Genomic DNA, 23,856 nt, shown 5'->3' with positions numbered 1-23,856 from the left:
ACAGATAACTCACTTTTAAGGGCTACAGAAGAACATTTCATGAAGGAAAATCACTCATCAGAGCGTCAGCATGACGAAGAAAAGCCGCTGATCAACATCAAAACCGGCAACGCGACCGTTGATCACTCCATTACGCGCGTGTCGCGCTTTGTCAGCTGGTTTCAGGCCATTCCAGCCGTCGCACACTTCTTAAGAGCCGGGGAACGCTTTAACGACCGATTGGGCAGCCAGTTTGGCGCGGCAATCACCTACTTTTCGTTCCTTTCCCTGATCCCTATTTTGATGGTCTCTTTTGCCGCCATCGGATTCGTGCTCGCGTCCAACCAGGATCTGCTTACCCAGCTTATTAATAAAATTGTGAGTAATATCAGCGACGCCACCCTGGCATCGACCCTGCAAAATACGGTTAACACCGCCGTCCAGCAGCGCACTACCGTCGGCCTGACGGGATTACTGATCGCCCTCTATTCCGGGATTAGCTGGATGGGGAACCTGCGTGAAGCGATTCTGGCCCAGTCGAGAGACGTCTGGGAGCGTAACAAACAGGATAAAGAGAAAATCTGGTTCAAATACACGCGTGACTTTATCTCCCTGATGGGTCTGGTGGTCGCGCTGATTATCACCCTGTCCCTCACCTCCATTGCCGGTTCGGCACAGGAAGCCATCGTGCATGCGCTGGGACTGGATGGGATCGACTGGCTTCGTCCGGCCATGACGCTGATAGCGCTTTCCATTTCAATCATGGCTAACTATCTGCTCTTTTTGTGGATTTTCTGGATTTTGCCCCGCCATAAACCACGCAAAAAGGCGCTGTTTCGCGGTACGCTTTTAGCCGCGATAGGTTTTGAAGTGATTAAATTTATTATGACCCTGACGCTGCCTAAGCTGGCGTCCTCCCCGTCAGGTGCCGCCTTTGGTTCCGTTCTGGGGCTGATGGCGTTTTTCTACTTCTTTGCCCGACTGACGCTGTTCTGCGCGGCGTGGATAGCCACGGCGAAGTATAAGGATGATGAGCCGGTCGGGACGAAACCGGTTAAGCCGTAATGAACCTGCGCTGGGGGTGCTTGTAGCCCCAGCGTTGAGCCTGTAGTGACTGACAACCGATTTCAGGATTACGACTTAACAGCGCCCCGGGGATGCAGTATCTGGCAGCTGTGATCCTGTAGCTCCTCGGCAGAGGCCCGATTCAATACCAGCAGATTACGCTTAACCACCAGCAACGCGCGACGCCCATCCGATAGCGCCGCCACGGCGATGCTGTATTTACCCATTTCTTCCCGTGCACCCGGCAGGTCGGCCGCAAGGCGAATAAAGGGGCTGGTTCTCTTGAATTCGTCCCGCGTGACGGTACGTACCTGATAATCATGCCCCACCAGCTGTAGCGACTGCCAGCGGGGAGTCAGCGTGGCATCCAGCGCGTTCAGCTTCTGTCGGATATCCGGCCTCAGACAGGAAATATGAATGTGAAGCTGATTTTGCGTTCTGCCCGTGGGGGAATTAATGCTGAGCGCGATAGCGCTGTCATCGACGTGTGCGCCGTAGCGCTCGTCCATAAAGTGGCGGGAGTGCCAGGCTTCAGCAAAAAAATTGGGGGTCGCGGGGTTGAGCAGCTCAGGACTTTCGATACCGGCGATTTTTTTGGTTGGAAGAAGTAAAAATTGCAGCGGGCCATTGCGATCTTTTAGTACCACAAAGCCATTATGTACATCCACCTGTCGGCAGGGTGTGGGATCGTTATTTTCCAGCTCTCCGGGCACGCATTTCTGGCTGACAATTGCCCAAAGCACGGCAGAATTATGCTTATATTTAAATGCAATAGAGGCGAAACCAGCCGTCGCAACTACCCCTGCTACTACAACGCCTGTCAGGAGTCGCTTTCGCCCCTTCATGATCTAAACCTCTGATTATCGCCTGTTCATAATGTAAACGAACAGGCGACAAAGATCATGTTAAATAATTCACCTACTTAACTATTTTTCTTTCAACGCTTCATAGCTTGATCGTAAGTGCCGCCATCGGCGAAGTGAGTCTTCTGAGCAGCCGCCCAGCCGCCGAATTTTGCATCGTCAATGGTGAAGAGTTTCACCGGTGCGAACTTATCAGCATACTTTTTCGCCACGGCGGGATCGCGTGGACGATAGTAATTTTGCGCAGCGATTTCCTGACCTTCAGGCGAATAGAGGTATTTCAGATAATCTTCGGCGACCTTACGGGTGCCGCGCTCGTCCACCACTTTATCAACGACGGAAACCGTGGGTTCTGCAAGAATAGACTCGCCGGGGGTCACGATTTCAAACTGGTCTTTGCCCAGTTTATTCACGGCCAGGTAAGCTTCGTTTTCCCACGCGATCAGCACGTCACCAATGCCGCGTTCAACGAAAGTATTGGTGGCACCGCGCGCACCGGAATCCTGCACCTCAACGTTTTTAAACAGTGCTCTGATGTAGTCCTGGGCTTTTGCCTTGTCACCGTTGTTATGATCTAACGCCCAGCCCCAGGCCGCCAGATAGTTCCAGCGCGCCCCGCCGGACGTTTTAGGGTTAGGGGTAATCACCGAGACGCCAGGTTTGGTTAAATCCTGCCAGTCGTGGATTTTCTTAGGATTGCCTTTGCGCACCAGGAAAACGATGGTGGAGGTATAGGGAGCGGAGTTATCGGGCAGGCGCTTGATCCAGTTTTTATCAATACGGCCACGATCGGCGATGGCATCCACATCGGAAGCCAGCGCCAGGGTCACGACGTCGGCACGAATACCATTAATCACAGAGGTCGCCTGCTTGCCTGAGCCGCCGTGCGACTGACGGATCACCACGTTGTCGCCGGTTTCCTGCTTATAGTGCGCGCTAAAGGCTTTATTATACTGTTCGTATAATTCACGCGTTGGATCATAGGAAACGTTCAGCAGCTGGATATCTTTCGCCAGCACGCTGGTCGAGGCCAGCAGCAGGGTAAACCCAATACTCCACTTATTCATTCTATGCTCTCCCAAAGGTTTTATCGCAGAGAGCGTGACACAAAGCACAGGTTGAATTAAAGAATTAAAATGAAGCCTTAATAACTGGATGGAATATGGCTCTGCATAAAAAAGGCGCTGTCGATCAGCGCCTTGATTTATCTCAGTAAAGTTTTTTCGCCGTTTCCAGCCAGTCGCCCTTGAAGGGACGCTTCATATTTTCAATCGCATCAATAATATCGTGATGGACCATCTTCTCATTCTGAATACCGACGCAGCGTCCACCGTAGCCCTGTAACAGCAGTTCGATAGAGTAAGCGCCCATGCGCGAAGCGAGAATACGGTCATAGGCGACCGGCGCACCACCACGCTGAATATGTCCCAGCACCGTTGAGCGTGTTTCACGCTTCGTTTCAGACTCGATGTATTTCGCCAGTTCGTCGATATCGCAGATATGCTCGGTGATCGCCACAATGGCATGCTTTTTCCCTTTAGCGATACCGGCTTTAATCTCTTCTACCAGCTCTTCACGCGTATAGGGAATTTCCGGCAGCACGATAAACTCGCAGCCGCCGGCAATGGCCGCCGCCAGGGTCAGGTCGCCACAGTAGCGGCCCATCACTTCGACAATAGAGATACGCTGGTGAGACGATGAGGTATCGCGCAGGCGGTCAATCGCCTCCACCACCGTTTCGAGCGCGGTGAAGTAGCCGATGGTATAGTCGGTGCCCGCCACATCGTTATCAATGGTGCCCGGCAAGCCAATGCAGGGGAATCCCATTTCGGTCAGACGCTTAGCCCCCATATAAGAGCCATCGCCCCCGATAACCACCAGCGCGTCAATCCCGCGTTTTTTCATATTTTCGATAGCGACAGTCCGCACGGACTCTTCACGGAACTCAGGGAAACGCGCTGAGCCAAGAAAGGTGCCGCCGCGGTTAATCATGTCGGATACGCTGTAGCGGTCCAGATTGACCATACGATCTTCATACAAGCCCAGGTAGCCATCATAAATCCCCGCTACTTCCAGTCCTTCACTCAGGGCAGCGCGCACAACGCCCCGGATGGCCGCGTTCATACCCGGCGCATCTCCGCCACTTGTCAGTACACCGATTTTTTTGATCATGACAACCTCTGAACTTGTTAATGCAAATTTTTAAACTCTTAACGCCGGGATGACTCGACGAACGCGGGCGTATCTGCCAACTGATAATCGCCATAGTATATCAAAGCCTGTGAGCTGAATTGATTCAGGTCAGTCATCGTCCCGCTAATTTTTTTGAGCGGCGTCACGTTTTGGCGGTTAAGAGGGCTAAGTAATTTATTTAACACAAGAATCATCGTTCACTGCTGCTTCTGTCTGATGAAGGCACTGCCGAACAGGGATCCTGATGAATAATGACGTCAGAACCCGGGAATTTTTTTAACAGCGCCTGTTCAACCTGATCGGCGACCCGGTGTGCCTCATATAACGGCAGATTGTCGTCCATCTCAAGATGGAGCTGTATAAAACGGGTCGGCCCCGACTGTCGGGTACGAATATCATGCGCCCCACTCACCCCGGGCCAGCGGGAGGCAATATCAACAATCGCCTGGCGATCCTCATCGGGCAGTGCACGGTCAAGCAACGCCTGGACCGCTTCATAGCCCATCCGTAATGCACTATAAAGGATCCACACGCCTATCCCGAGGGCAAAAAGCGCATCGGCGCGCTTAAAACCATACCAGCTCAGGCCCAGCGCCAGCAGAATGGCACCGTTCATTACCACATCAGACTGGTAGTGAAGCATATCGGCACGAATCGCCAGGCTGCGGGTTCGCCGCACAACCCATCGCTGGAACGTAACCAGCACCAGCGTAGACACCAGTGCAACCAGCGTCACCACGATCCCTACCAGCGGGGCGCGCATGTCGTTTGGCGAAGCAAGATGTTGTAAACCCGTCAGAAAAAGAAACAGCGCGGATCCTGAGATAAACATACTTTGCGCCAGCGCGGCCAGTGACTCTGCTTTGCCATGTCCAAACGTGTGTTCAGCATCAGCAGGTTGTAGGGAGTAGCGGACAACGAAGAGGTTAGTAAGCGAGGCGGCAATATCCACCAGCGAGTCGACCAGGGCAGCCAGCAGGCTTACCGATCCGGTGTACCACCAGGCAAAAATCTTCACCAACAGCAGAATCGAAGCCAGTGAAGTTGCCGCCAGCGCAGCAGAGTTTACCAGCCGGGCGTAGTGATGTTCCATGCCTTACTCCGTTCAGGTTAGTGGCGTAAGTATACTGGATCCTGAGCAAAAAAAAGCCCCGCCAGTAATAGCGGGGCTGAGATCGGCCGGTTAATTGCGCGTTTCCGGGCGTTACGGGATGCCGTTAATTCTCCCTGATGCCAGGCTTTCGGCGGAGTTTCCTTTGGCGTCGACGGCATGCATATCAGCCCCTTTTTCACGCAGCGCCTGGAGCAGTGACTGTCGCTGAAACAGCGAAGCATACATTGCCGCGGTCTGACCGGCATTGTTACGCATATCGGGCTGGCAATGGGCGTCGATCAAACGGCGCGCCACCTTTAGTTCACCCTTAAAGATGGCCCCCATCAGCGCACTGTTGCCGCGCCGATCGCGCTGGCAGGGGTCGGCACCGCCATCAATCAACATTTTTACCGTATCATCATGGCCGTGATAGGCCGCAAGGATAATGGCGGTGTACCCTTTTTCATCGGCCGCATTGAGATTGTATTTCGCCTCAACGAGCGTTTTGATCAGGGTGTTATCTCCGCGTCGTGCCGCATCCCAAAGATAATTATTCAGCTCTGCTCTTACCTGACGATCATCGGTTTGCGTCGTTGCCGCTTTAGCCGTCACGGACAGCAGCAAAAATGCTATCAGCCATAGCTGGACGCTTAATGCTTTCATTTCGCGATCTCCTTCAGGGCTTCTCCTGCCCGGGCAGGTTTAACCGGGCAGGGGAAAAGACGCTGTCAGTCAGATAATTTATCCGCCAGCTTCTGCACCGTGGCTAAATCACCTTTAGCGACCGTTGTCAGACGGGTACCGTACTCTTTGTCTGCCTTGTAGAAATAGGAAAGCATGATGTTTTTGCTCTCCGTATCGGTGATCGCCAGCGCGCTGCCCAGGCTGGCGATCAGGTCGTCCCGATCTTTTTTGCTGTAAGAGCGGTAGAGATCGCCGGTCTGCTTAAAGTTCTGCTCGCGCTGGATCTTAGTCTGCTGCGTGGTGCCTTCCACCGGCAGCTGACTGTAGCGCGCAGAGGAGAGTTCCTCACGCGGGTAAAGTCGGCTGGGCTGGTAATTAACGCCCTTATCCTGAGTGTGGCCGGCGTTAAGGCTGCCATCCTGACTGCCGTTATTCACCGGCGTCCGGGCCTGGTTGATGGGCAGGCTAAAACCGTTCGCGCCGATGCGGTACATCTGCGTGTCGGCATAGGCAAAGAGTCTGCCCTGCAACAGTTTATCCTCTGACGCTTCGATACCTGGCACCAGGTTGGACGGCGCCATCGCTACCTGCTCCGTTTGCTGGAAGACGTTATCGGGGTTTTTGTTCAACACCAGTTGACCAATTTTACGTTCGGGCACGTCAGGCCAGATCTTGGTGGCGTCGAGAGGATCGAAGTCAAACTTCTTCAGATCCTCAGGCTTCAGCACCTGGATATAGAGATCCCACCTGGGAAAATCACCGCGATTAATGGCTGATACCAGATCGTGTGTCAGGTGGCTGTAATCTTTACCCTGTACCGCCTCAACCTGTTTCGGGTCGAGATTTTTGATGCCCTGTAGCGTTTTCCAGTGGAATTTAACGTAGTGGATTTCACCCTTCGCATTCACGAATTTGTAGGCATGAACGCTGTTCCCGTCCATGTTGCGGAAAGAGGCTGGCGTTCCTTCATTGGAATAGAGCTCCGTTAGCGTACGGGTTGCTTCGGGAACGTGGGAGAAGAAATCAAAACGACGTGAATCATCATCAAGGTTGGTGCGTGGATCGGGCTTGAACGCATGGACCATATCGGGGAATTTAATCGCATCGCGTATAAAGAACGTCGGGAAGTTGTTGCCAACCAGGTCCCAGTTCCCCTCTTTGGTATAAAACTTAGTGGCGAAGCCATGCGGGTCGCGCAGCGTTTCGGGCGAATGGTTGCCGTGAACCACACTGGAAAAACGGACAAACACCGGAGTCTGTTCACCTTTAGTAAATACCGCAGCCGTGGTCAGGTCAGAAATATCTGCCGTTGCGCTAAATTCACCAAAGGCCCCGGTTCCCCGGGCATGGACGACACGTTCAGGAATACGCTCGCGGTCGAAACGCTGTAATTTTTGCAGCAGCTGAACGTCCTGTAATAATACCGGCCCGGATGCTCCCGCGGTTTGTGAATTTTGATTGTCACCTACTGGCGCACCGTTATCCCGCGTCAGAGTCTCTGCCATCGCGGCGGAGCTTACCAGCAGCGAAGAAATCACCACGCAGAGTGCCTTACGCTGGCTACAAAAACCTGAATTACTCTTTCGTCTCATCATCTCTTCCTCATCATATTGTCGCTAACCCGCAAAGTTACCGTGGGAAATGACTTTAACCTTCATAGCGTTGAATGATGAGGGTCGCACCGCTATTGAATTAATAGGCTGGGGCTTATAACTCAAATTAGTACCACTCAAAAAGACAGTCAGGTCGCGCTTTAACGCAGTTAGAAGCCTGTTACATGATGTGAAAATTCATTACCAATATGCGATCTCGATCACACTTACGCGGTTTTCAGCATTATGGAAGAGAAAATGGGGATGACAGGCGGTTTTATCGCCAGGGTATTACCGGTTGGTAATGAAGGGTGATGTTCTTCCCGCTGGGCGGTGGATCATCATTATGAAAAAGTTGTCTACGCTCTTGATATTCAGCGCTTCTTACAGCCTTACGCATTGACCGCATCAACCAGTGCCCACGTGTAACCTGCAAACCCGGACTTTTCAGCCAGCGCCCCCACCGTAGACACAGCCGGAATGTCCTGCCCCAGCTCGACCAATAATTCAATATGGCCTGTGATGGCCTCTTTTGCTTTTGCTATCGCTTCGTCCAGGGTATCGCCTGCGGAAAAACAGCCTGGTAAATCAGGCACTGTCACGCCATAAGCGTGCTGGTCGTCGCCTGGCTCGATCGCAATTGGATAAAACATATTTAAGCCTCTTCGAGAAAGCGGGGTTAAATGCCCGCCTGTTTTCTGATTCTTTTACCGTACCAACCGGTAAATCTTTTTTAGGATGAGGTATCGTCACCAACCCCGGCTTTGAACTCAAGCAGCTCCACGTAAGAATATTTTTACGCTCAAAGGGCTCTCAACTGTTCGATATCATTAGAGTTTTTATTGAATTAAAAGGAATGGATAAAAAAAACCCCCTCATCATGAGGGGGAAGACAGGGATGGTGTCTATGGCAAGGAAAACAGGGGTACTATGATACTGGTTACTGCGTTTGATGCGGGTTACTACGTTACTGATTACTCTTACTACGGGTACTGATACTGATACTGACGATAAAGCTTACTACGGGTAAAACTCACTCTGGGGAAGGTACAACGCATGCACCCAGGGTGTTACTCACTTCATTTACTGCTTACAGCATGCAACGATGAAGATGGCTGCATGTCCGTTAGCTGGCGCATTTGGTTCATACGCTGCTGATGTTTCTGGTTTAAAACGCCCTGCTGGCCTGGGGTTAACAGGTGATACATCTGGTTGCGCACTCTCGCCATATCAACCTGCCGCGCGACTTCCGCCTGCGCAATACTGTCCAGCTTTGCCTTATAGGCCGTTTCATCAAATTTTTCTGCAATAATCAGTTCGTGCAGCTGCTCTAAATCGTTAATACTTATGGGAGAACGTTCGTGACGCGCCTGCTGCATTAAATCCCGCATCTGCTGGCGTTGCTGCTCTGTAAGATTGATGCCATCAAACATGTGAGTCTGCGGAACTTGCGTCATACTACGTGGCGCCGCGTCTTCCTGATGCATCCCGTCAGTCGTCGTCACATCTGCAGCCCACGCGGCGGAGAAGCTGAGTATCAGCGCCGGAACCGCAACGACGGCGGTAACATTGCGCATCGTTAACTCCCAGATTGGTTTGCCTGTCTCGATTCGATAAAATTCAGTCTACGGGGCCAGCTGCAAACATGCGTCAGAGGTTGTAAAACTAAGTAAAGTCATGGAATGACTGCATTCGTTCACGGTATTTTGCCTGCGGAGGGCAATAAAAATGAATAAGATCCTGTTAGTTGACGATGACCGCGAATTGACTTCGCTGCTGAAAGAATTACTTGAGATGGAAGGGTTCGAGGTGGTGGTCGCCGGTGATGGCGAACAGGCACTGGCCCTGTTGGATAACTCTATCGATCTGCTTTTGCTTGATGTGATGATGCCACGGAAAAACGGCATTGATACCCTTAAAGAGCTGCGCCAGCAGCACCAGACGCCGGTCATTATGCTAACCGCACGCGGTAGCGAGCTTGACCGCGTTCTGGGGCTGGAACTTGGCGCGGATGACTATCTTCCTAAGCCCTTTAACGATCGGGAACTGGTGGCCCGTATACGTGCAATCCTGCGCCGTTCCGTCTGGAGCGAACAGCAACAGCAGCACGACAGCAGCTCCCCGACGCTGGAAGTTGACCACCTGCGCCTGAATCCAGGCCGCCAGGAGGCCCGCTTCGACAGCGAGGCGCTCGACCTGACCGGAACAGAGTTCACCCTGCTCTATTTACTGGCACAGCATCTGGGGCAGGTGGTTTCCCGTGAGCACCTGAGCCAGGAGGTTTTGGGTAAACGCCTCACCCCGTTTGACCGCGCGATTGATATGCATATCTCTAACCTGCGCAGGAAGCTGCCGGACCGCAAAGATGGTCACCCCTGGTTCAAAACCCTGCGTGGCCGCGGTTATCTGATGGTTTCCGCGACATGATCTCAAGCCTGACTACCCGTATCTTCGCCATTTTCTGGCTGACGCTGGCGCTGGTGTTGATGCTGGTATTAATGGTGCCCAAGCTTGATACCCGTCAGATGACCCCGCTGCTCGACAGTGAGCAGCGGCAGGGAACCATGATTGAGCAGCACGTCGAGGCGGAGCTGATGCAGGATCCCCCTAACGATCTGATGTGGTGGAGAAGGCTGTTTCGCGCGACGGACAAGTGGGCACCGCCCGGACAGCGGCTGCTGCTGGTTACCAGCGAAGGGCGGGTGATCGGCGCGCAGCATAACGAAATGCAGGTTATCCGTAATTTTATCGGCCAGTCCGATAATGCAAACCGTCCGCAGAAGAAAAAATATGGTCGGGTGGAGATGGTTGGTCCCTTCACCGTCCGCGACGGTGAGGATAGCTACCAGCTCTACCTGATCCGTCCCGCTGGCAGCTCACAGCTGGACTTTATCAACCTGCTGTTTGACCGTCCCCTGCTGCTGTTGATGGTGACGATGTTAATCAGCACACCGCTACTGCTCTGGCTGGCCTGGAGCCTGGCGAAACCCGCACGTAAGCTGAAACATGCGGCCGATGATGTCGCCGCCGGTAATCTGCGTCAACGCCCTGAGCTGGAGGCGGGCCCGCAGGAGTTCCTGGCGGCCGGTGCCAGTTTTAACCAGATGGTCAGCGCGCTGGAAAGGATGATGACCGGGCAGCAGCGTCTGCTGTCGGATATTTCGCATGAGCTTAGGACGCCGCTTACCCGTTTACAGCTGGGTACTGCGCTGATGCGCCGTCGGCAGGGAGAGAGCAAAGAGCTACAGCGTATTGAAATGGAAGCCCAGCGACTGGACGGCATGATCAACGATCTGCTGGTGTTATCCCGTACTCAGCATAAAAATGCGCTGGTCAGCGAGGCGATGAAGGCTAACCATCTTTGGGCTGGCGTACTGGATGATGCCAAATTTGAAGCCGAACAGATGGGGAAAACGCTTGAGGTACCTTATCCCCCGGGTCCCTGGCCTCTGTATGGCAATCCGAACGCACTGGAAAGCGCTCTGGAGAATATTGTACGTAACGCGCTGCGCTACTCTCACTCCAAAATCTGTGTGGGTTTTTCCGTTGATAAACAGGGAATTACCGTTAACGTGGACGATGATGGCCCGGGCGTTAGCGAGGGCGACCGCGAGCAGATTTTCAGGCCCTTCTACCGTACTGACGAGGCGCGCGACAGGGAGTCAGGCGGAACGGGACTGGGGCTGGCGATTGTTGACACGGCTATCCAGCAGCATCGTGGTTGGGTTAAGGCCGATGACAGCCCGTTAGGCGGCCTGCGCCTTACCCTCTGGCTGCCGCTTTATAGCAGCAAAACCTGATCGTCCCGGAATAATTTGCTATGCTTCGGCCCTCGTTTAATGGGGCCGAAGCCGATGCTGAATATCGTTTTATTTGAACCTGAGATCCCGCCCAATACGGGCAATATTATCCGGCTTTGTGCTAACACCGGCTTCCGCCTGCATCTGATTGAACCTCTGGGCTTCGCCTGGGATGACAAGCGTTTACGTCGCGCTGGTCTGGACTACCATGAATTCACCGCAGTGAAACGTCACGGCAGCTATGCGGCTTTTCTGGCCGCTGAAGCTCCCGCGCGCCTGTTTGCACTGACCACCAAAGGTACTCCAGCGCACAGTGCGGTCAGCTATCAGGCGGGCGACTATCTGCTTTTCGGCCCCGAAACGCGCGGCCTGCCCGCTGATATCCTCGATGCGCTACCGGCCCAGCAAAAGATCCGTATCCCTATGCAGCCCGACAGCCGCAGCATGAACCTTTCAAACGCTGTATCGGTAGTCGTGTATGAGGCCTGGCGGCAGCTGGACTACTGCGGTGCCGTGATTAAAGCATAGGGGATGGGGGATGGGCGCATGAACTATGCAGTGCCCTGATGCAGGGAATGCCGTCAGCAACTTCAAAATCGGGCACCTGCTGCGTCAGATGCCGTCACTAACTTCAAGACCGGCTACCTGCTGCATCAGATGCCGTCGCCGAATTCAAAGCCCGGCACCATACCGTTGAAGTGCTGATCCATCTCCATCGACGGCTTGTCACTGCTGGGTTTACCCACGATACGCGCAGGCACGCCAGCGGCTGTGGTGTGGGGGGGCACAGGCTGCAGGACGACCGAACCGGCACCGATTTTGGCTCCGCGCCCCACTTCGATATTACCAAGAATTTTTGCACCCGCCCCTATCATCACCCCTTCACGGATTTTGGGATGACGATCGCCGCTGGTTTTACCCGTCCCGCCTAGCGTAACGGACTGCAGAATCGACACATCATCTTCGATTACCGCCGTCTCCCCGACAACAATGCCCGTTGCATGGTCCAGCATGATACCGCGCCCTATTTTCGCCGCAGGATGGATATCTACAGCGAAAGAAACGGAGACCTCATTTTGCAGGTAAATGGCCAGTGCCCGCCGCCCCTGATTCCATAACCAGTGTCCGATACGGTAGGCCTGGAGAGCATGGAAGCCTTTGAGGTAAAGCAGCGGCGTGGAGTATTTATCAATCGCCGGATCGCGCTGGCGCACCGCCCGTATATCGCAGGCAGCGGACTGAATCATCGAGGGATCCTGCTTGTAGCCTTCCTGCACGATTTCACGGATGGCCATCGCAGGCATAATCGGATTTGCCAGCTTGTTAGCCAGCATATAGCTCAGCGCACTGCCGAGATCGTCGTGCTTTAGCAGCGTAGCGTGATAAAAGCTGGCCAGCATTGGTTCGCATTCGGCCAGCGCCCGCGCTTCTGCTCTGATAAAGTCCCACACCTGTTCAGGTTCTGCGCTCGGCATTGCTCTCTCCCCATCGAATATAACGTCCGGCAGGACGTTAATGCGCTGAGCTTCCCTTTTCAGCTGGACTGTTCTCATCCTTCCTTGTTCGCCCTAGCAGACTTAATGCTGCCTCGCGCGCACTCTTTTCACAATACAGTACCTGATAAATTTGCTCAGTTATTGGCATTTCCACGCCACAGCGCGCGGCCAGCGCCTTTACTTCTTTTGTATTTCGGAATCCTTCTACCACCTGACCGATGGTATTTTGCGCTGTCTCCACATCACCACCCTGCCCGAGCATCATGCCAAAGCGACGGTTACGTGACTGATTATCGGTGCAGGTGAGAACTAAATCGCCCAGCCCGGCCATGCCCATAAAGGTGGTGGGATCGGCGCCCAGCGCCGTTCCCAGGCGGGTCATTTCGGCCAGTCCACGCGTAATCAGCGCCGTACGCGCATTCGCACCAAAGCCAATGCCGTCTGAGATCCCCGCACCGATGGCAATCACGTTTTTCACCGCCCCACCAAGCTGAACCCCGATAAAATCCGGGTTGTTATAGACGCGAAAGCTTTTACCACAGTGCAGCAGGCGTTGCAGATCGTCAGCAAATTCCGCCTCCGTTGCCGCTAGCGCAATGGCCGTGGGCAAGCCAGCTGCCAGCTCTTTAGCGAAGGTTGGCCCGGAAATGACCGCCAGAGGTACCTCGTCACCCACTATTTCCCGTGCGACATCCTGTAGCAGCCTGCCGGTCTCTTTTTCGAGACCTTTGGTCGCCCAGACAATGCGGGAATCTGTGCGAAGGTGGGGTTTGATTTGCTTAAGGACATCGCCAAATACGTGGCTTGGGACCACCACCAGCAGATCGCGGCTGGCCGCAATCGCTGCGGCTAAATCACTTTCAAGGCTGAGGGTGTCGGGAAAAGGGACGTCAGGCAGGAAGGCCGCATTGCAGCGATCGGCCTGAAGCTGTGCCTGATGCGCGGCGTTATGGCCCCACATCACTACCGGGTGGCCATTACGGGCCAGGGTAATGGCTAAAGCGGTGCCGTACGAACCGGCACCGATAACGCTCATAGAAGCATTTGCTTGAGGCATTATGCGTCCTGCTGAGGAGCGGCACCTTCATTTGACTGCTGCAGGTAGTTCATAAACAGCGCATCAAAGTTGACCGGTGCAAGGTTAAGCTGCGGGAACGTACCGCGGGAAACCAGGCTGGTGATGCATTCGCGCGCATACGGGAATAGAATGTTAGGGCAGTAGGCGCCAAGGCAGTGAGCCATCTGGTTACCATCAATACCGGAGATAGAGAAAATACCCGCCTGCTGCACTTCACACAGAAACGCCGACTCTTCACCCACAGTTGCCGTCACGGTAACGCGCAGCACGACTTCGTAAACGTCGTCAGCCAGCTGGCTGGAAGCGGTATCCAGGTCCAGCTTTACGTCTGGCTCCCACTCTTTCTGGAAAACCTGTGGCGCGTTTGGCGCTTCAAAAGAAATATCCTTGGTATAAATACGCTGGATCTGGAATGACATCTCGGTGTTGTTTTGTTCTGACATGGTACGTGATCCTATGGGTTAATAATCCGTTATTGCGCCACTCGCCCGTCTTACTTTATCAGCGGGTCGAGGCCGTGGCGGCCATCGAGCGCAAACAGGTCGTCGCAGCCGCCGATGTGCTGCGCATCAATGAAAATCTGTGGAACGGTGGTACGACCGCTACGTTTGATCATCTCTTCGCGCTTATCGGCATCCCCATCAATGGCAATTTCCTGATAATTCACGCCCTTCTGGCTTAACAGCGCTTTAGCGCGATGGCAGAAAGGACAGGTTGCTTTGGTGTAGATCTCTACGTTCGCCATACCACTCTCCAAATATTATTTACCGCGAACCAGCGGCAGGTTTTCACCACTCCAGCCGGAAACGCCATCTTTCAATACGAAAACCCGTTCAAAACCCGCTGCATTGAGCTGAGAAGCCGGCTCGGCCGCAGTGGTGCCATTGGCACAGACGACAATAATCGGCTGCGCTTTATGTTTTTCCAGTTCGCCAAAGCTGCCTTTTTTGATATCGGCCGCCAGGATGTTAATTGCGTTAGAAATATGGCCTTTACGGTAGTCATCGCGAGAACGGACATCAATGACAACGGCTTCTTCTTTATTGATTAATCGGGTTGCTTCACCACGGCTAACTGTTTTTACCTTGGAGAACATGCCCTTAACGGTGGTCACGATCACCAAAACCAGCAGGACAACCCACGCCAGACTCAGAATGGTATGGCTGCCTGCGAACTGCATAATATCTTGCATGAGGGGTAACAACTCCCGAAAGGGTTAATAAGCGAAAACAAGGCTTCTGAGTATACCTGCCAGTGCTGCCATGTACAGACGTGAAGCCCTCAGAGTTACGTTTTCTGGACCAGATCCTCAAAATAATTTACCTCAGCTGCAAATCCCTGACGCGGCTTTTGCCCGATGCAATCTTAGGCGGTTAAAAGTCAGCCAGTTCCCTCCCCCCTTCCCCGGAGGAACGTGCCTTATCGCGCGCTATCCTTCACTCCGCTGTTACCGTCAGAAACGCAAATCCCGCCACAGATAGCTGGTAAGCTGCTGTTCATCGTGGAATAATCCTCCTCCTATGAGGGAAAAAGCGACAGTTTCAGTTCAACGAACCCAGGTTAACGGATCGGCCACAGGCGTTCTGCTACGATCTCGCGTGTTCACCCTGTCAGCCTGCGTGCTCTGCGCTGGCTTTTTTCTGCTGCCCGCTCCCGGCAGGGCAGCGGATGATAACAAATCGCAACTTTCCAGCCTGCAGCAGGACATCGCTAAAAAAGAGAAAAGCGTTCAGCAGCAAAAGCAGCAGCGCGGCAAACTGCTCGATCAGCTGCAAAGTCAGGAAAAAATCATTGCTCAGGCCAGCCGACAGCTGCGCGAAACGCAGATAATCCTCACTGGCTTAAATAAAGAGATCGCCGATCTGTCGGCGTCCATCAGCAAGCTCCAGGCACAGCAGGATGCGCAGGAGAAACTGCTGGCGGAGCAGCTGGATGCGGCGTTTCGTCAGGGCCAGCACGGCGGCGTACAGCTGATACTCAGCGGCGAAGAGAGCCAGCGGAGCGAACGCATTCTGGCCTATTTCAGCTACCTGAATGATGCGCGCCAGAAGTCCATCGACGATCTGAAAAAAACCCGCAGCCAGCTCTCTGCGCAGAAAGCCTCGCGGGTGGATAAACTCGCCCGGCAGAAATCCCTGCTGGCTGAGCAGCAGTCTCAGCATCAGAAGCTGGAAGGCGCCCGCGTGGCACGTAAGAAAACGCTGACCACGCTGGAATCCTCGCTGGAAAAAGACCAGGCCCAGCTGGTTGAGATGCGTCAGAATGAGAGCCGCCTGCGCGATAAAATCGCGAAAGCCGAACAGGAAGCGCGGGCACGGGCAGAACGCGAAGCGAAAGAGGCTCAGCGCGTTCGCCAGCGTGAGGCGCAGGCTAAGAGCAAGGGCAGAACCTATAAACCTACCGAAAGCGAACGCGCACTGGTCTCCCGCACCGGAGGCCTCGGGCGGCCTGCGGGTCAGGCGCTATGGCCGGTACGGGGTTCCATTGAGCATCGCTTCGGTGAACAGCTGCAGGGTGAACTGCGCTGGAAGGGGCTGGTCATTAACGCACCGGAAGGCACCGAGGTCAAAGCGATCGCCGATGGCCGCGTGCTGATGGCCGACTGGCTCCAGGGTTATGGGCTGGTCGTGGTGGTTGAACACGGCAAAGGCGACATGAGCCTGTATGGTTATAACCAGAGCGCGCTGGTCAGCGTTGGCGCCCAGGTTAAAGCCGGGCAGCCTATTGCGCTGGTAGGTACCAGCGGTGGGCGCGGCACCCCTTCACTCTATTTTGAAATCCGCCGCCAGGGACAGGCTGTTAATCCACTCCCGTGGTTAGGAAGATAACTTTTGGTACGTCTGCACAAACTTAGCGGCATGCTGGCAGGCCTGTTGATGGCCTGCCCGGTTCACGCCGGCAAACTCTCAATTGTCATTGATGATTTCGGCTACCGCCCCGCGCAGGAAAACCAGGTGCTGCAGATGCCGCCTGCCATTTCCGTTGCTGTCCTGCCTGATGCGCCGGGTGCGCGCGTCATGGCCACGAAGGCGCACCAGCGCGGCCATGAGGTGCTGATCCATCTGCCGATGGCACCGCTGAGCAAGCAGCCGCTGGAAAAAAACACCCTGCGTCCGGATATGTCCAGCGCCGAAATCGAGCGCATTATTCGTGCGGCGGTCGCCAGCGTACCCTATGCGGTCGGCCTTAATAATCATATGGGCAGCGCGATGACCTCCAGCCTGCCTGCGATGCAAAAAGTTATGCAGGTTTTGAACAACTACAATTTTTACTTTCTCGATAGCATGACCATTGGCAACAGCCAGTCTGTACCCGCGGCTGCGGGCACGCGTGTGAAAGTCATTAAGCGTCGCGTTTTCCTCGACGACACGCAGAATGAAGCGGATATTCGCAAACAGTTCCTCCGCGCCGTGCATCTGGCACAGCGCGACGGTTCAGCCATTGCGATTGGTCATCCGCATCCCACCACGGTGAAAGTGCTGTTGCAAATGCTGCCCACGCTCCCTGCGGACATTACCCTGGTGCGTCCGAGTCAGCTGCTGAATGAACCCCAGTCGGTCGGCCACCGACCGCTGCCGCTGCCCGCGAAGCCAACGCCGCCGCGTAATCCGTTCCGTGGCGTGAAAACCTGCCCGGTGACCCCACAGCCCGTTCCGGCAATTCTCGCCCTGAACGTGGTGGCAGACAGCATCGCTGAGAGTCAGGCTATGCGCTACATCAAAACGAACTTTTCCGGATTGAGCCTTCAGCTCGGAAAGACCCCTTAATATCTCGGCGGCTTAGCGGTCTGACTGCCCGCTAAGCCTGACTGACCGATGCGGAAGCCGTACGATGGTAGAACAGCGTAAAAAAATTCTGCTGCTGGATACCGGCAACGAATGGGGGGGCGGCACCAACAGCATGCTGGAGCTGCTAAAACGTATTGATCGCAGCCAGTTCGATCTTCACTGCTGCTTCTACCACAACTATTCCCGGGGGAAAGGCGATTCGATTGAGCAGGTGCTAACTGCGCTCGGCATCCCCATCCTGTTTATTCCCCAGCGGAAACAGCCCCGCTGGGCCAAGCTCGGCAAAGAGCTGCTGCGTTCGCTGGTCTTTTTCAATCGAAAACTGCGCCTGCGGGCCACGCAGCGCGTCGACGCCGTCTGGCGCATCCGGCCTAATGCCCGGCAAATCCGCCAGCGGCTGACCGACGGTCATTTCGACCTGCTCTATATGAACAATCAGCCGGGATCGAACCTGGAGGGTTATCTCGCGGCAGAAGGGCTGCCGGTGACGGTTGTGCAGCACTGCCGCATCGAGCCGGTGTTAAACCGCGAGCTGGTAGAGCGGGTGAATCACCGCGTGGACGCGATCATCGCCGTTTCCAACGGCGTGCGCCAGGTACTGCTGGATAACGGCGTAATGCCGCAGAAGTGCTTTACGGTATTCAACGCGATAGATATCTGGCAGCCGCTGCCCGTCCGCGCGGCGATGCGCAGTCAGCTCCTGCAAATCAGTGATGACACGTTTGTATTTGGCAGCATCGGCTCACTGATCCCACGCAAATCGAATCACCATATTTTGAGCGCGCTGGAGAAATTTTCCGCCGCCTTTCCCGCCGCCCGCTGGCGGATGGTTATACTGGGCGAAGGCCCTGAACTGTCGAAACTTCAGCAGCAGGCGGAGCAGGCCGGTATTGCCGATCGGGTTGTATTTACCGGCTTTCGCAGCAATGCGCTGGAGTATCTCGCCGCACTGGACGTCTTTATTCTGGCATCAAAAAGCGAAGGTCTGCCACGGGTGGTACTGGAAGCCATGCTGCTGAACACGGCGGTGATCGGCTCCCGCGTCACCGGCACCGCTGAGCTGATTGAGCACGACAAAACCGGCCTGCTTTTTGAGTATGGTGATGTCCAGACCCTGTTTGAAGAGATGAAAATGCTCTATCTGGACGCGGAAAAGCGCAGCTTTCTACTGCATCAGGCCAATGCAAGCGTAAAGCAACACTATGCTATTGAGCACTACGTCTCCGGCGTAGAAACTATTTTAAAAAATGCGGCCCATGGAAACTCTTCGCATGTTTGAATTCTTAAAACCCCATTTCCGACAGATTCGCGCACGTCACAATATTCCCTATCAGCAATCAGAGGTGCAGGGTGCCATACCGGTCACCTCGGTGGTGATCCCCTGCACGGGCGTGGACTTCATTGAAGAAGCTAAACTGAGCGCGCTGTTTTCCGCCCGCTTTGCGCCGGACGCACAGGAGATTGTGATTGTCAGCGACAGACCGGCTGAAGAGTTCGGCGAGCTGCCGGCAAAGACGCGCGTCGTCACGCTGGATGTGCCTTTTCGCGAAGAGACCTACCGCTATAAGCAGATTTACCGCAGTCGTCTGATCAAACTTCAGGCGCCTCTACAGGCCAGAACGGAGGGGGTTTTGATGATCGATTCAGATCTCAACCTGCTAAAAATGCCTGAAATTAATATGCTTGATGGCCATATTTACTCCAGCTTTCGTCAGGGGAAAATGATCGCCAAGCTGATGAACACGCCGGAGGCGCGTCGTCCGGCCTATTATCGTCACAGCGTCCGTCCGTTTATTGTCGATCACGTTAACGGGGCTTTCCTGGCGGCGACGCGGCAGACATGGAAACGGATCTGCCCGCTCTGGCTGACGCTGTTTCAGGATACCTGGGAGCTGATGGACGATTCCCAGCCGCCAACCGATCAGCTGCCGCTTGCCGCCCTGCTGGACTTGCTGGATCTGAAAACGGTGAATCTGGGCGACTGGATGAACTGGCCGGTATCAAAGAAAATTGGTGGGACGACGGCTGCCATTCCCAAAGAAGTGATTGGCGCCCACGGCGGTTTTCCACTTTCCGAATGGCAAAAATACCTTGATTCATCGGATGCCCTGGTGAGTTTTAAGGGGCAGGATTACACGCGCAAGGTTCGCTATCTGACCGATGCGGAAAAACAGCAGTAGCGCTTGCTTAAAGCAAACGCATACCGTTACGGAGTCATCTGGCTGTCTGCCGGGTGATGAGATGTTATGATATTCGGCATTAGCGTGTGAAACCTCCTGTTTCACCCCATTTTTTAAGGTTATAGCTTATGATTATCGTCACCGGCGGTGCGGGCTTTATCGGTAGCAACATCATCAAAGCGCTGAATGACAAAGGCCACACTGACATTCTCGTGGTAGACAATCTGAAGGATGGCACTAAGTTTGCCAACCTGGTGGATCTGAATATTGCTGACTACATGGACAAGGAAGATTTCCTGATTAGCATTCTGGCTGATGAGGATTTTGGCGATGTGGAGGCCGTTTTCCATGAAGGCGCATGCTCCTCGACCACCGAGTGGGACGGCAAGTACATGATGGAAAACAACTATCAGTACTCCAAGGAGCTTTTACACTACTGCCTTGAGCATCAGATCCCCTTCCTTTATGCCTCATCGGCTGCCACCTACGGCGGACGCAATGATAACTTCATTGAAGCGCGTGAATTTGAAGAGCCGCTTAACGTCTACGGCTACTCGAAAATGCTGTTCGATCACTACGTGCGCCAGATCCTTCCGGAAGCTGGCTCGCAGGTATGCGGTTTCCGCTACTTCAACGTCTACGGACCGCGCGAAGGCCACAAGGGCAGCATGGCCAGCGTGGCCTTCCATCTTAATACCCAGCTGAACAACGGCGAAAATCCCAAACTGTTCGAGGGTAGCGACGGCTTTAAGCGCGACTTTATCTACGTTGAAGACGTGGCCTCGGTCAATCTGTGGTTCTGGGAAAACGGCGTATCCGGTATCTATAACTGTGGCACGGGTCGCGCTGAGTCCTTCCAGGAAGTGGCCGACGCGGCGCTCAATTTCCACCAGCAGGGTGAGATCGAGTACATCCCTTTCCCGGAAAAACTCAAGGGTCGCTATCAGGCCTATACGCTGGCCGATCTGACCAAACTTCGCGCGGCTGGCTATGACAAGCCGTTCAAAACCGTCGCCGAAGGCGTGAACGACTATATGGCATGGCTGAACCGCAACGCGTAACAGGGTAATTCCGGCGATGAAAATTCTGGTAATCGGCCCTTCCTGGGTCGGCGATATGATGATGTCGCAAAGTCTCTATCGTACGCTGAAGGCCGCTCATCCCGATGCCGTGATTGACGTCATGGCACCGGCGTGGTGCCGACCTTTACTGTCGCGTATGCCAGAGGTCAACGACGCGCTGGCGATGCCGCTCGGTCACGGTGCCCTGGCGCTGGGCGAGCGCCGCCGCCTGGGCAGGACGCTACGTGACAAAGGATACGATCGCGCCTACGTGCTGCCCAATTCGTTCAAGTCCGCGCTGGTGCCCTTTTTTGCCGCGATTAAAAAGCGTATCGGGTGGCGCGGGGAGATGCGCTATGGATTGCTGAACGACCTGCGGGTGCTTGAGAAAACCGCATTCCCGCTAATGGTGGAACGCTACGTCGCGCTGGCATATGACTCATCACGGATAAGCCGCGCTGCCGATCTCCCCCAGCCGCTGCTGTGGCCTGCCCTGCAGGTCAGCGAAGCGGAAAAACGGGCGACGGCAGCAGAGTTTGGCCTGCGGCCTGAGCGCCCCGTGATTGGCTTCTGTCCCGGTGCAGAATTTGGTCCGGCCAAGCGCTGGCCTCATTATCACTACGCCGCGCTGGCGCAAAAGCTGATTGATCGTGGCTTTCAAATCGCGCTGTTTGGCTCAGCCAAAGACAGAGAAACCGGGGAAGAGATCCTCCAGACGCTGCAACCGCACTCTCGCGGGAATTGCAGCAATCTGGCCGGCAGCACGCAGCTTGAGCAGGCGGTGATCCTGCTGGCTCACTGCCGCGCCGTGGTCAGTAATGATTCCGGTCTGATGCATATCGCCGCCGCGCTGGACCGTCCGCTGGTGGCACTATATGGCCCCAGCAGCCCGGATTTTACGCCGCCGCTGTCACATAAGGCGCGCGTCATTCGCCTGATTACCGGTTACCACAAAGTGCGTAAGGGCGATGCTGAGCAGGGCTACCATCAGAGCCTGATCGACATCACGCCTGAGCGGGTTATCTCCGAACTTGATACCCTGCTGGCGGAAAACCAGGAGAGCGAATGCAGGTCCTGATTGTTAAAACGTCATCAATGGGCGACGTACTGCATACGTTGCCTGCGCTGACCGATGCGATGAACGCCATTCCGGGGATCCGCTTTGACTGGGTGGTGGAAGAGGGCTTTGCTCAAATCCCGGCGTGGCATCCCGCCGTTGACCGGGTGATCCCGGTGGCGATCCGCCGCTGGCGCAAGCACTGGTTTGGCAGCGAGGTCCGTGAAGAACGCTTTCTCTTCAAGCGCGAAGTACAGTCACGCCAGTATGACCGCGTAATCGATGCCCAGGGGTTGATCAAAAGTGCCGCGCTGGTAACCCGCATCGCGAAAGGTGAAAAGCATGGCCATGACAGTCGCAGCGCCAGAGAGCCTTTTGCCAGCTGGTGGTTTGATAAACGCCACGAAATCGACAAGCAGCAGCACGCCGTGCAGCGTACGCGTGAGCTATTCGCGAAAAGCCTTGGCTACCCGTTACCCGAGGGACCGGGAGATTACGCCATAGCCGATCACTTCCTCAGCAGCCCACCGCCTGATGCCGGGCAATACCTGGTCTTTCTGCATGCCACTACGCGCGATGCAAAACACTGGCCAGAGGCCCACTGGCGCACGCTGGCTGGCCTGCTGAAAGAGAGCGGAATGCGCATCAAACTGCCCTGGGGCGCCGAGCATGAACACCAGCGGGCGCAGCGGATAGCGGCTGACTTTGATTATGTTGAGGTGCTGCCAAAGCTGACGCTTGAACAGGTCGCGCGTACGCTGGCTGGCGCCAGGGCGGTTGTGTCAGTCGATACCGGACTCAGCCATCTTACCGCCGCGCTGGCCTGCCCCAATCTCACTCTGTATGGCCCCACCGATCCCGGCTTGATTGGCGGCTACGGCCAAAACCAGTTTGTGCTGCGACCCGCGAGCGGAAACAATATGGCGGATATTTCCCCTCAGCAGGTGGAAGAACAGCTGCTGCCGCTTATCCATTCCGGAGCGCCTCACCGCGAATACTGATGAACACACCCTGTCAGCTTAGCATTCTGATCGCAGCGCACAATTGCGAGCCCTATCTGGCGAATACGCTGGACACGATTTTTGCCTCCCTGGGCACGGCCCAGCAGCGCGCCGAGATTATCATCATCAATGACGCCTCCACCGATGCCACCCAGAGCATTATTGATGACTATGCCGCTCGTTACTCGCAGATCCGTACCGACCGGACAGCGTTCCGCAACGTCGGCAAAGTGCGAAATCACGCGGTAAGCCTGGCGCGCGGCGAATACATTCTGATGGTAGACAGCGATGATTCGCTGCTTGCGGGCGCGCTACAGGAGCGGCTTACCCTGCTGCAACAGCGCGCGCCAGATATTTTGCTGAGTAAAATCATTGAGGTGCGGGGCGACGACTCGCTCCCGTCATGGCAGCCTGACGAGCCCATCGAGCTTAACCGGGACCAGTCTATTGAACGCTTCCTTGTTCATCGTGATTACCAGGCACATTTTATCGGGCAGTTTTTTTCCCGTCGCCTGTTTCAGCAGCACGCCTTTCCGGACTTCATCTGCTACGAAGACACCTGGCTCTTCCCCTTAATGCTGACTCTCAGCACCAGAACGCTCTACAGCCGGGCGGGATTTTACCTCTACCGCAAACATGCGCACAGCCTCTCTTCAGACGTTAACGCCGAAAAAATTCGCTGCCTGATTGCCGCCACGCAAAATATGGACCGGGTACTGCCTCACGCCTTTCAGCACCTGATTACCTGCCACTGGTTGGATATCGCCAACCGCTATCATACCCAGCTTCAGAACACGCCGCAGGGAGAGACTGTCAGGACGCGGATCCGTCAGGTGAGTCTGTTGCGGTTTTTGCTGAACGGAAAAATCAGGCTGAGTTACAAAAGGAAGATGCTGGCCGTGCGCAGGCGGGGCTGGTAAGCCCCA

At 54.9% G+C, this 23,856-nt stretch carries 24 protein-coding genes and 1 pseudogene; 12 read left to right on the top strand and 13 right to left on the bottom strand.

What is annotated here, in order from left to right:
• Positions 1-39 precede the first annotated feature (39 nt).
• Positions 40-1,044 carry an inner membrane protein YhjD gene (gene yhjD, locus AAGR22_RS00530; protein WP_067709358.1) on the top strand — a complete coding sequence of 335 codons (1,005 nt, stop codon included), beginning with the start codon at positions 40-42 and terminating at the stop codon, positions 1,042-1,044.
• A gap of 68 nt (positions 1,045-1,112) precedes the next feature.
• Here yhjD and AAGR22_RS00525 read toward each other — a convergent pair whose 3' ends face one another.
• From AAGR22_RS00525 to cpxP, 8 genes and pseudogenes are all read right to left on the bottom strand, one after another.
• Positions 1,113-1,889, bottom strand: coding sequence for a CDP-diacylglycerol diphosphatase (locus AAGR22_RS00525; protein ID WP_067709356.1), 777 nt, complete (start codon positions 1,887-1,889; stop codon positions 1,113-1,115).
• A gap of 92 nt (positions 1,890-1,981) precedes the next feature.
• Positions 1,982-2,974: a sulfate ABC transporter substrate-binding protein gene (locus AAGR22_RS00520; protein WP_067709354.1), complete on the bottom strand. Its 993-nt coding sequence runs from the start codon at positions 2,972-2,974 to the stop codon at positions 1,982-1,984.
• A gap of 142 nt (positions 2,975-3,116) precedes the next feature.
• Positions 3,117-4,079 (bottom strand): 6-phosphofructokinase, encoded by a 963-nt coding sequence (gene pfkA / locus AAGR22_RS00515; RefSeq protein ID WP_067709351.1) that lies wholly within the window; start codon positions 4,077-4,079, stop codon positions 3,117-3,119.
• A gap of 211 nt (positions 4,080-4,290) precedes the next feature.
• Positions 4,291-5,193, bottom strand: coding sequence for a CDF family cation-efflux transporter FieF (fieF, locus tag AAGR22_RS00510; protein WP_345829679.1), 903 nt, complete (start codon positions 5,191-5,193; stop codon positions 4,291-4,293).
• Between the two features lie 111 nt (positions 5,194-5,304).
• Positions 5,305-5,856 (bottom strand): ankyrin repeat domain-containing protein, encoded by a 552-nt coding sequence (locus tag AAGR22_RS00505; RefSeq protein ID WP_067709346.1) that lies wholly within the window; start codon positions 5,854-5,856, stop codon positions 5,305-5,307.
• Between the two features lie 65 nt (positions 5,857-5,921).
• Positions 5,922-7,382, bottom strand: coding sequence for a catalase KatB (katB, locus tag AAGR22_RS00500; RefSeq protein ID WP_345831522.1), 1,461 nt, complete (start codon positions 7,380-7,382; stop codon positions 5,922-5,924).
• 494 nt (positions 7,383-7,876) lie between these two features.
• Positions 7,877-8,122 (bottom strand): annotated as a pseudogene (locus tag AAGR22_RS00495) (type II toxin-antitoxin system HicB family antitoxin); the annotation flags it as partial.
• A 426-nt stretch (positions 8,123-8,548) separates the two neighbouring features.
• Complete coding sequence (gene cpxP, locus AAGR22_RS00490) at positions 8,549-9,046, bottom strand: cell-envelope stress modulator CpxP (protein WP_345829675.1); 498 nt, start codon at positions 9,044-9,046, stop codon at positions 8,549-8,551.
• Positions 9,047-9,197: 151 nt separating this feature from the next.
• On the opposite strand from cpxP, the gene cpxR reads away from it, so the two are divergent.
• From cpxR to trmL, 3 genes are read left to right on the top strand one after another with little or no spacing between them, the layout of a single operon-like run.
• On the top strand, positions 9,198-9,896 hold the full coding sequence (cpxR, locus tag AAGR22_RS00485) for an envelope stress response regulator transcription factor CpxR (RefSeq protein WP_067709339.1): 699 nt from the start codon (positions 9,198-9,200) through the stop codon (positions 9,894-9,896).
• Positions 9,893-11,269, top strand: a complete 1,377-nt coding sequence (gene cpxA / locus AAGR22_RS00480; RefSeq protein ID WP_067709337.1) for an envelope stress sensor histidine kinase CpxA — start codon at positions 9,893-9,895, stop codon at positions 11,267-11,269. The genes cpxR and cpxA overlap by 4 nt, the downstream gene beginning before the upstream one ends.
• Positions 11,270-11,323: 54 nt before the next feature.
• A complete protein-coding gene (gene trmL, locus AAGR22_RS00475; protein WP_345829672.1) occupies positions 11,324-11,797 on the top strand; it encodes a tRNA (uridine(34)/cytosine(34)/5-carboxymethylaminomethyluridine(34)-2'-O)-methyltransferase TrmL in 474 nt (157 codons plus the stop codon).
• 125 nt (positions 11,798-11,922) lie between these two features.
• Here trmL and cysE read toward each other — a convergent pair whose 3' ends face one another.
• From cysE to AAGR22_RS00450, 5 genes are read right to left on the bottom strand one after another with little or no spacing between them, the layout of a single operon-like run.
• Complete coding sequence (gene cysE / locus AAGR22_RS00470; protein ID WP_345829670.1) at positions 11,923-12,744, bottom strand: serine O-acetyltransferase; 822 nt, start codon at positions 12,742-12,744, stop codon at positions 11,923-11,925.
• Between the two features lie 37 nt (positions 12,745-12,781).
• Positions 12,782-13,822: an NAD(P)H-dependent glycerol-3-phosphate dehydrogenase gene (gpsA, locus tag AAGR22_RS00465; RefSeq protein WP_067709335.1), complete on the bottom strand. Its 1,041-nt coding sequence runs from the start codon at positions 13,820-13,822 to the stop codon at positions 12,782-12,784.
• Positions 13,822-14,286: a protein-export chaperone SecB gene (gene secB / locus AAGR22_RS00460; RefSeq protein WP_067709333.1), complete on the bottom strand. Its 465-nt coding sequence runs from the start codon at positions 14,284-14,286 to the stop codon at positions 13,822-13,824. The genes gpsA and secB overlap by 1 nt, the downstream gene beginning before the upstream one ends.
• A gap of 50 nt (positions 14,287-14,336) precedes the next feature.
• Positions 14,337-14,588 carry a glutaredoxin 3 gene (grxC, locus tag AAGR22_RS00455; protein ID WP_067709331.1) on the bottom strand — a complete coding sequence of 84 codons (252 nt, stop codon included), beginning with the start codon at positions 14,586-14,588 and terminating at the stop codon, positions 14,337-14,339.
• A 15-nt stretch (positions 14,589-14,603) separates the two neighbouring features.
• Positions 14,604-15,035, bottom strand: coding sequence for a rhodanese-like domain-containing protein (locus tag AAGR22_RS00450; RefSeq protein WP_067709328.1), 432 nt, complete (start codon positions 15,033-15,035; stop codon positions 14,604-14,606).
• A 328-nt stretch (positions 15,036-15,363) separates the two neighbouring features.
• On the opposite strand from AAGR22_RS00450, the gene envC reads away from it, so the two are divergent.
• From envC to AAGR22_RS00410, 8 genes are all read left to right on the top strand, one after another.
• Positions 15,364-16,671 carry a murein hydrolase activator EnvC gene (gene envC / locus AAGR22_RS00445; RefSeq protein WP_067709325.1) on the top strand — a complete coding sequence of 436 codons (1,308 nt, stop codon included), beginning with the start codon at positions 15,364-15,366 and terminating at the stop codon, positions 16,669-16,671.
• Positions 16,672-16,674: 3 nt separating this feature from the next.
• Positions 16,675-17,610 (top strand): divergent polysaccharide deacetylase family protein, encoded by a 936-nt coding sequence (locus AAGR22_RS00440; RefSeq protein WP_345829666.1) that lies wholly within the window; start codon positions 16,675-16,677, stop codon positions 17,608-17,610.
• Positions 17,611-17,674: 64 nt separating this feature from the next.
• Positions 17,675-18,910, top strand: a complete 1,236-nt coding sequence (locus AAGR22_RS00435) for a glycosyltransferase (protein WP_345829664.1) — start codon at positions 17,675-17,677, stop codon at positions 18,908-18,910.
• Positions 18,903-19,811, top strand: coding sequence for a hypothetical protein (locus tag AAGR22_RS00430; protein WP_345829662.1), 909 nt, complete (start codon positions 18,903-18,905; stop codon positions 19,809-19,811). Before AAGR22_RS00435 ends, AAGR22_RS00430 begins: the two co-directional genes overlap by 8 nt.
• Before the next feature lie 128 nt (positions 19,812-19,939).
• Entirely contained in the window at positions 19,940-20,872 is a 933-nt protein-coding gene (rfaD, locus tag AAGR22_RS00425) for an ADP-glyceromanno-heptose 6-epimerase (protein WP_067709315.1), read from the top strand.
• A 16-nt stretch (positions 20,873-20,888) separates the two neighbouring features.
• Positions 20,889-21,950, top strand: a complete 1,062-nt coding sequence (rfaF, locus tag AAGR22_RS00420) for an ADP-heptose--LPS heptosyltransferase RfaF (RefSeq protein ID WP_345829660.1) — start codon at positions 20,889-20,891, stop codon at positions 21,948-21,950.
• The gene (gene rfaC, locus AAGR22_RS00415) at positions 21,938-22,930 is read left to right on the top strand and encodes a lipopolysaccharide heptosyltransferase RfaC (protein ID WP_345829658.1); all 993 of its coding nucleotides are present in this window, start codon (positions 21,938-21,940) and stop codon (positions 22,928-22,930) included. Before rfaF ends, rfaC begins: the two co-directional genes overlap by 13 nt.
• Complete coding sequence (locus tag AAGR22_RS00410; protein WP_067709308.1) at positions 22,930-23,850, top strand: glycosyltransferase family 2 protein; 921 nt, start codon at positions 22,930-22,932, stop codon at positions 23,848-23,850. The genes rfaC and AAGR22_RS00410 overlap by 1 nt, the downstream gene beginning before the upstream one ends.
• Positions 23,851-23,856 lie beyond the last annotated feature (6 nt).

Source organism: Erwinia sp. HDF1-3R (assembly GCF_039621855.1).
Classification (GTDB): Bacteria; Pseudomonadota; Gammaproteobacteria; order Enterobacterales; family Enterobacteriaceae; genus Erwinia.
The sequence above is the reverse complement of the archived record's forward strand: the minus strand, read 5'-3'. Positions and strand labels throughout refer to the sequence as shown.

Excerpts from the sequence above, each read along its gene's own strand:
- cysE (WP_345829670.1), bottom strand. The coding sequence starts at position 12,744 with ATGCCGAGCGCAGAACCTGAACAGGTGTGGGACTTTATCAGAGCAGAA.
- AAGR22_RS00525 (WP_067709356.1), bottom strand. The coding sequence starts at position 1,889 with ATGAAGGGGCGAAAGCGACTCCTGACAGGCGTTGTAGTAGCAGGGGTA.
- AAGR22_RS00435 (WP_345829664.1), top strand. The coding sequence starts at position 17,675 with ATGGTAGAACAGCGTAAAAAAATTCTGCTGCTGGATACCGGCAACGAA.
- envC (WP_067709325.1), top strand. The coding sequence starts at position 15,364 with ATGAGGGAAAAAGCGACAGTTTCAGTTCAACGAACCCAGGTTAACGGA.
- secB (WP_067709333.1), bottom strand. The coding sequence starts at position 14,286 with ATGTCAGAACAAAACAACACCGAGATGTCATTCCAGATCCAGCGTATT.
- fieF (WP_345829679.1), bottom strand. The coding sequence starts at position 5,193 with ATGGAACATCACTACGCCCGGCTGGTAAACTCTGCTGCGCTGGCGGCA.
- yhjD (WP_067709358.1), top strand. The coding sequence starts at position 40 with ATGAAGGAAAATCACTCATCAGAGCGTCAGCATGACGAAGAAAAGCCG.
- rfaC (WP_345829658.1), top strand. The coding sequence starts at position 21,938 with ATGCAGGTCCTGATTGTTAAAACGTCATCAATGGGCGACGTACTGCAT.
- AAGR22_RS00430 (WP_345829662.1), top strand. The coding sequence starts at position 18,903 with ATGTTTGAATTCTTAAAACCCCATTTCCGACAGATTCGCGCACGTCAC.
- gpsA (WP_067709335.1), bottom strand. The coding sequence starts at position 13,822 with ATGCCTCAAGCAAATGCTTCTATGAGCGTTATCGGTGCCGGTTCGTAC.
- cpxP (WP_345829675.1), bottom strand. The coding sequence starts at position 9,046 with ATGCGCAATGTTACCGCCGTCGTTGCGGTTCCGGCGCTGATACTCAGC.
- cpxA (WP_067709337.1), top strand. The coding sequence starts at position 9,893 with ATGATCTCAAGCCTGACTACCCGTATCTTCGCCATTTTCTGGCTGACG.
- AAGR22_RS00410 (WP_067709308.1), top strand. The coding sequence starts at position 22,930 with ATGAACACACCCTGTCAGCTTAGCATTCTGATCGCAGCGCACAATTGC.
- AAGR22_RS00450 (WP_067709328.1), bottom strand. The coding sequence starts at position 15,035 with ATGCAAGATATTATGCAGTTCGCAGGCAGCCATACCATTCTGAGTCTG.
- rfaD (WP_067709315.1), top strand. The coding sequence starts at position 19,940 with ATGATTATCGTCACCGGCGGTGCGGGCTTTATCGGTAGCAACATCATC.
- cpxR (WP_067709339.1), top strand. The coding sequence starts at position 9,198 with ATGAATAAGATCCTGTTAGTTGACGATGACCGCGAATTGACTTCGCTG.
- katB (WP_345831522.1), bottom strand. The coding sequence starts at position 7,382 with ATGGCAGAGACTCTGACGCGGGATAACGGTGCGCCAGTAGGTGACAAT.
- pfkA (WP_067709351.1), bottom strand. The coding sequence starts at position 4,079 with ATGATCAAAAAAATCGGTGTACTGACAAGTGGCGGAGATGCGCCGGGT.
- AAGR22_RS00520 (WP_067709354.1), bottom strand. The coding sequence starts at position 2,974 with ATGAATAAGTGGAGTATTGGGTTTACCCTGCTGCTGGCCTCGACCAGC.
- grxC (WP_067709331.1), bottom strand. The coding sequence starts at position 14,588 with ATGGCGAACGTAGAGATCTACACCAAAGCAACCTGTCCTTTCTGCCAT.
- rfaF (WP_345829660.1), top strand. The coding sequence starts at position 20,889 with ATGAAAATTCTGGTAATCGGCCCTTCCTGGGTCGGCGATATGATGATG.
- AAGR22_RS00505 (WP_067709346.1), bottom strand. The coding sequence starts at position 5,856 with ATGAAAGCATTAAGCGTCCAGCTATGGCTGATAGCATTTTTGCTGCTG.
- trmL (WP_345829672.1), top strand. The coding sequence starts at position 11,324 with ATGCTGAATATCGTTTTATTTGAACCTGAGATCCCGCCCAATACGGGC.